General features: G+C 68.2%; 5 protein-coding genes and 1 pseudogene. 4 read left to right on the top strand and 2 right to left on the bottom strand.

Features of this window, described 5'->3' with window-relative positions; genetic code table 11:
• Both Y705_RS17370 and Y705_RS0104350 read left to right on the top strand, forming a co-directional pair.
• Positions 1-202: TrmH family RNA methyltransferase (locus Y705_RS17370; RefSeq protein WP_162149040.1), on the top strand; the 202-nt coding region annotated here is incomplete at its 5' end.
• Between the two features lie 52 nt (positions 203-254).
• The gene (locus Y705_RS0104350; RefSeq protein WP_026531961.1) at positions 255-1,454 is read left to right on the top strand and encodes a cysteine desulfurase-like protein; all 1,200 of its coding nucleotides are present in this window, start codon (positions 255-257) and stop codon (positions 1,452-1,454) included.
• A gap of 27 nt (positions 1,455-1,481) precedes the next feature.
• Here Y705_RS0104350 and Y705_RS0104345 read toward each other — a convergent pair whose 3' ends face one another.
• Positions 1,482-2,702 (bottom strand): MFS transporter, encoded by a 1,221-nt coding sequence (locus tag Y705_RS0104345; RefSeq protein WP_026531960.1) that lies wholly within the window; start codon positions 2,700-2,702, stop codon positions 1,482-1,484.
• Between the two features lie 231 nt (positions 2,703-2,933).
• Here Y705_RS0104345 and Y705_RS0104340 point away from each other — a divergent pair, with 231 nt between their 5' ends.
• Together Y705_RS0104340 and Y705_RS0104335 are read left to right on the top strand one after the other, a co-directional pair.
• Positions 2,934-3,176 carry a hypothetical protein gene (locus Y705_RS0104340; protein WP_155849917.1) on the top strand — a complete coding sequence of 81 codons (243 nt, stop codon included), beginning with the start codon at positions 2,934-2,936 and terminating at the stop codon, positions 3,174-3,176.
• 40 nt (positions 3,177-3,216) lie between these two features.
• Entirely contained in the window at positions 3,217-3,690 is a 474-nt protein-coding gene (locus Y705_RS0104335; RefSeq protein ID WP_253908476.1) for a (deoxy)nucleoside triphosphate pyrophosphohydrolase, read from the top strand.
• Here the strand turns inward: Y705_RS0104335 and Y705_RS22185 are convergent.
• Positions 3,687-3,876: pseudogene (locus tag Y705_RS22185) on the bottom strand (Rv2578c family radical SAM protein); the annotation flags it as partial. The gene Y705_RS0104335 and the pseudogene Y705_RS22185 sit on opposite strands and share 4 nt — an antisense overlap.

The raw sequence follows: 3,876 nt of genomic DNA, 5'->3' as shown, positions 1-3,876 counted from the left end.
TACGGACGACGACGGCGCGCGCCTCGAGGCGCCTACGGCGTGGCTGTTCGGCAACGAGGCACAGGGCCTTCCCGATACCGTGTTGGAGGGGGCCGACCACCGCGTGGCGGTGCCCATCTACGGCCGGGCCGAAAGCCTCAACGTGGGCACGGCGGCGACCGTGTGCCTCTACGCATCGGCGCGGGCGCAACGGCTCGGCTGATGCCGAACCACTAGGCTGGAGCCACGCCCAGTCCGCTGACCGAAAGGACACCATGTCCCTCGATGTTGAAAGCCTCCGTTCCCATTTCCCCTCACTGTCCTCGGGGATCGCACACTTCGATGGACCGGGAGGCACCCAGACACCCCGGATTGTGGGGCAGGCCATCGCCGATACGCTGACCGGCCCGCTGTCGAACCGCGGTGCCAGCGTCGCTTCGGAAGGAAACGCCGACCGGACGGTGCGGGAGTTCCGCGCCGCCATGGCGGATTTCCTCAACGCTGACCCCGTCGGCATCGTCTACGGCCGCAGCGCGACCCAGCTCACCTATGATTTCGCCCGTCTCCTGGCGGGCGCCTGGGGGCCGGAGGACGAGGTGGTGGTCACCCGACTGGACCACGACAGCAATATCCGCCCCTGGGTCCAGGCCGCCGAACGCCGAGGGGCAGGCGTGCGCTGGGTCGGTTTCGACCCCGACACCGCCGAACTGAGCATGGACGACCTCCGCGCGGCACTCGGCAGCCGGACCCGGCTGGTGGCCGTGACGGCGGCGTCGAACCTCCTCGGCACCATGCCCGACATCCCGGAGATCGCCCGCCTGGTGCACGACGCCGGCGCGCTCCTCTATGTGGACGGCGTCCACTACGCGGCCCACGCCGGCGTGGACCTGCCCGCGCTGGGCGCCGATTTTTTCGTCTGCTCGCCGTACAAGTTCCTGGGTCCGCACTGCGGCGTGCTCGCCGCGGCGCCCGCCCTGCTGGAAAGCCTTCACCCGGACAAGCTGCTGCCGTCCACGGATGTGGTCCCCGAGCGCTTCGAATTCGGGACGCTGCCCTACGAGATGATGGCGGGGACGACGGCGGCGATTGATTTCCTGGCCTCGCTCGCGGAGGCCCCTGGGTCGCGCCGGGAGCGGCTCGTGTCAGCGAATGCGCAGATCGAGCGGCACGAGGAGCACCTCCTGACCGTGCTCGAGGACGCACTGGCTGCCCTTCCCGAGGTGACGGTCCACTCGCGGGCAGTCGCCCGGACCACTACGTTGCTGCTGACCTTCACGGGACGGAATGCCGCCGAGGCCAGTAAGTACCTCGCAGAGCGGGATGTGCTCGCGCCGTCGAGCAATTTCTATGCGGTTGAAGCGAGTCGGGTGCTTGGGCTGGGGGACGAGGGCGGGCTGCGCGTGGGCCTCGCGCCCTATACATCGGAAGACGACGTCCGGCGCCTGATCGACGGCCTGACCGCATACCTCAGCTGACCGGTGCGCAGCCCGGAGGGCTTGAGTCTAGACCGCGTGCTCCGGCGCCGGCTGGGCCGAAGGCTGTGTCCCGGCGTCCATTCGTCCGCTGATCAGCGCGATGACGAGGCCGAGAACCGCCAGCCCCGCCCCGACCAGTGCCGGCGCAGTGAAGCCCCAGCCGAGGGCGATGACCACGCCGCCCACTGTTGCGCCGAGTCCGTTGGCGATGTTCAGTGCGGCGTGGTTCATCGACGAGGCGAGTGACGGAGCGCCGGGCGCCACGTCGAGGAGCCTCGCCTGCAGCGGCGGAATCAGGGTCGAGCCGCTGGCCCCGACGAGGAAGGCGAAAAGGAATGCGGTAGGGGCGAACTGCATCGCCAGGGGGAAGATGAGCAGGACCACCACGATCACGCCCATGACGCCGTAGATGCTGCCCATCACCGAACGGTCCGCGATGCGTCCGCCGACGATGTTGCCGACGACCATCCCCACCCCGTACAGCGCGACGACGATGGGCAGGACGGCGGACGGCAGGCCGGTGACCTCGGTGATCGTCGGGGAGATGTAGGAGTAGACGGCAAAGAACCCGCCGAAGCCGACGGTGCCGATGAGGAGCGTCATCCACATCTGCGGACGGCGCAGGGCCCCCAGCTCACGGCGGATACTGGCGTCGGGATGCGGCGCCTGGAAGGGCACATAGCGCAGGATCAGTGCCACGGTGACGACCCCGATGACGCCGACCAGGAGAAAGAGGCTCCGCCAGCCCACCTGCTGCCCCAACCAGGTCGCGAACGGGACGCCCACCACGTTGGCGATGCTGAGGCCGAGCATGACCATGGAGATCGCCCGAGCGCGGTGCGTGGGATTGGCCAGCGACGCCGCAATCACCGCGGCGACGCCGAAATAGGCGCCGTGCGGGAGTCCGGAGAGGAAACGGGACACCAGCATCCAGCCGTAGCCTGCGGCGAAGTAGGAGGAGAAGTTCGCCACCACGAAGGCCACCATCAGCCATACGGCCATGGAGCGTTGGGGCCGTTTTGCCCCGAGCGTGGCCAGGAGGGGCGCACCCACCACCACCCCCAGTGCATAGGCGGAGATGATGTGACCGCCCTGGGCATAGGTGACCCCCAGCTCATCCACCATCTCCTGCAGCAGGCCCATGATGGCGAATTCGGTGGTGCCGATGGCGAAGCCGCCCATGGCCAGGGCGGCGATGGCGACGGCCAGCTGCCGCGGGCTGAGGACGGGGCGGGGAGGGTAGGACATGAATCTCTTTCGACGCGGAAGTGACGGGGCGCCGTCCGCTCCTCCGGGGAGGGCGGAGCCGTGCAGCGAGGCATGCTCGATCCGCAGACTGTTTCCAAGGGCGCGACGCCCTTGTCACGGACCAGTCTATGCGGTGTGTGTCGAGGATGGTCCTCGATTCCCGGTGAGGAAGGTTACGGAAAGACGCAGAAACTGCTGGCCATTCCGGCGACCCTTTGGTTGGCTTGGGGAATGAGTTGGACACCCCACGAATCCGAAATGCCCTCCAGCGACCACCTGCGTGAGGACATCAACCTTCCCGAGCCGGAGGAGGAATCGGCAGCGGAGTTCTCGGAGGAGGCGTATACCTCCACCGAGCTCAACGCGGGCCAGCAGGTCCCGGGGGTGAGCCCGGCAGGGGAGTACCGCCGCGAACTGAACCCTGAACATCAGGCAGGGCGCGAGGCCGGCGGCCTCGACCCGGAGGAGAGCTGAGCCACCCGATCCCTCCGGCCGGGCTGGGTAGACTCGACAGGTGATTCCGCCGAACAGTCCCCTCCCGGTCCGTCAGATCGTGGGAGCCGCCGTAGTCGATTCCCTCGCACGGCCCACGTCCCTGCTGGCTGCCCGACGCACAGCGCCTGAACAGTTCGCCGGGATGTGGGAATTCCCCGGAGGCAAGGTCGAGGACGGTGAGGGCTGCATCGAAGCCCTCCAGCGTGAGCTGGCCGAGGAGCTGGGAATCAGTGTCGAAGTCGGAGTCGAGATCGAAGGCCCGGAGGACACCGGGTGGCCCCTCCACGCGACGGCGTCCATGCGCGTCTGGGCTGTCGAAGTGTCAGCGGGGGACCCTGCGCCGCTGCAGGACCACGATGCGCTGCAGTGGGTGTCGCTGAGCGAGGCTACTGCACTACTCGGGCTGCCGTGGATCCCTGCCGACCGGCCGATCGTCGATGCACTTCTGAAGTGGGCATCCCGGATCGACCCTCAGCGTTCCTTCGGGCGCTAGAAGAGGGTCGGCTCCAGGGCCGCGGGAGCTGGTGTGTTCGGTTTCAGGGATTCGGGGGAGACGTTCCGGAAGAACGACCCCCCCGCGGGGAGGTCGTGCAGGTTCCGGAAGTAGCGGATCCTGCCGGAGAGCCAGTCCCGGTACTCCTTCGACGCATAGCTCCCGCCGCTGTACAGCCCCTGGTAC

The organism is Arthrobacter sp. H41 (assembly GCF_000520535.1).
GTDB lineage: Bacteria > Actinomycetota > Actinomycetes > Actinomycetales > Micrococcaceae > Arthrobacter_D.
Note: the sequence above shows the minus strand (reverse complement) of the source record. Positions and strands in the feature narration are given on the sequence as shown.